1 protein-coding gene is annotated in these 1,939 nt (G+C 62.5%); it reads left to right on the top strand.

The window, feature by feature from the left end:
• Positions 1-192: 192 nt before the first annotated feature.
• The gene (locus BFW87_RS21695; protein WP_078741765.1) at positions 193-1,872 is read left to right on the top strand and encodes a methyl-accepting chemotaxis protein; all 1,680 of its coding nucleotides are present in this window, start codon (positions 193-195) and stop codon (positions 1,870-1,872) included.
• The last annotated feature ends 67 nt before the right edge of the window (positions 1,873-1,939 follow it).

Here is a 1,939-nt window from a genome sequence, read left to right on the forward strand (position 1 = left end):
CGAGCGTGGGCGAGGTGCCGAGTGTTGGGGCAAGAGCCTTTTGGTTACTTTTGGGCTCTTTTCAAAAGTGACCCGCCGTAAGGGCGGAACCAATCTCAGCCATCACCCAAATAACGGATATGCCCCCCACCTACAGATATCCCTCAACCAGCCGTTAACCTCTCAAGTCGCCACTAACAAGAGAGAAAACCCATGCGTCTGAGCCTCAAGGCCAAAGTCCTGTCCCTCGCCGTAGTGCCGGTGTTGCTGTTCGCCGTGGTCATCAGCCTGACCACCGTGTGGATCCTCCAGGGCCAGGCCCGCGCCGAGGTGGATGAAACCCGCCAGCGCCTGCTCAACGACGCCAAAGCCACCCTGCAAAGTTACGTCGAAGTGGCCATGACCACCATCAAACCGCTCTATGACGCCGCCGCCCCCGGCGATACAGGTGCTCGTGCGCAGGTGGTCAAGCTGCTGTCCAACACCAGCTACGGCAAGGACGGCTACTTCTTCGGCTACGACTCCGAAACCATCCGCCTGTTCAAAGGCAACAGCCCCGACGGCGTGGGCAAGAGCTTCAAGGACAACCGCGACCCCAACGGCGTCTACGTCAACCGCGATCTGGTCAAGGTCGGCAAGGACGGTACCCACTACCTGCAATACAGCTCGACCCAACCGGGCCAGACCGAACTGGTGCCCAAACTCGGCTACACCGAATACCTGCCCAAATGGGACATGGTGATCGGCACCTCGGTGAACCTCGATGGCATCGAAGCCCAAGTGGCCGTGGTCGAAGCCAAGGTTGAAAAACGCATGGAAGGCGTGCTGCTGAGCATCCTCGGCGTGGCCGTGGTGGTGTTGTTGGTGATTGCGGCAGTGGGCATGGTGGTGGCCAATACCATCCTGCGGCCTTTGCATTTGATGAAAGCCAACCTCGACGATATCGCGGCGGGCGAGGGCGACTTGACCCGCCGGCTGGCCATCACCAGTCAGGATGAACTGGGCGACCTCGCTGGGGCGTTCAACCGTTTCGTCGACAAAATCCACGGCCTGGTCCGCCAGATCACCGAGATGACCGGCCAACTCACCGGCCTGGTCAGCCAGGTGTCGGATCAGGCCCAGCGCTCCGAGCAGGCCATGGAACGCCAGCGTCACGAAACCGATCAGGTGGCCACTGCGATCAACCAAATGTCGTCCGCCGCCCATGAAGTGGCGCGCAGTGCCCAGGGCGCCGCCGTCGCCGCGCAGCAGACCGACGCTGAAGGCCAGGCCGCCAAGCGTGTGGTGGACGGCAGCATCGCGCAGATCCATGCGCTGGTGAATGACATTCGCAGCAGCGGCGTGTCCCTCGACAGCCTGCAGCAGGATGTGTCGTCGATTGTCAGCGTGCTCGGCGTGATCCGCTCGATTGCCGAGCAAACCAACCTGCTGGCTCTCAATGCCGCTATCGAAGCCGCGCGGGCCGGGGAGGCCGGGCGTGGTTTTGCGGTGGTCGCCGACGAAGTACGCGCCCTGGCCAGCCGCACCCAATCCAGCACCCAGGAAATCCAGGGGATGATCGACCGCCTGCAAAAAGGCACGGTTGCCGCTGTCGATGCCATGCGCCGCTCCAGCGATGCCGGTGACGGCACCTCGGCCAAAGCCAACGAAGCCGGGGCGTCGCTGGACACCATGGCGCAGTTGATCGGCACCATCAATTCGATGAACGCGCAAATTGCCAGCGCCGCCGAAGAACAGACGGCGGTGGCCGAAGAGATCAACCGCAGTGTGCATCAGATTGCTGTGGCGGTGGACAGTGTGGCGGATGAGACCCAGTTGGGTGCGCAGACGTCCCGCAGCCTGGCCGACTTGGGCCAGCGACTGGGGCAATTGGTGGGCCAGTTCCGCATCTGATAAACAACGGAACAGCTGTGGCAACCCCGCTTCTTGTGGCGAGCGGGCTTGCCACAACAGGCCCGCT

The sequence above is a fragment of the Pseudomonas fluorescens genome (assembly GCF_002022275.1).
Lineage (GTDB): Bacteria > Pseudomonadota > Gammaproteobacteria > Pseudomonadales > Pseudomonadaceae > Aquipseudomonas > Aquipseudomonas fluorescens_AJ.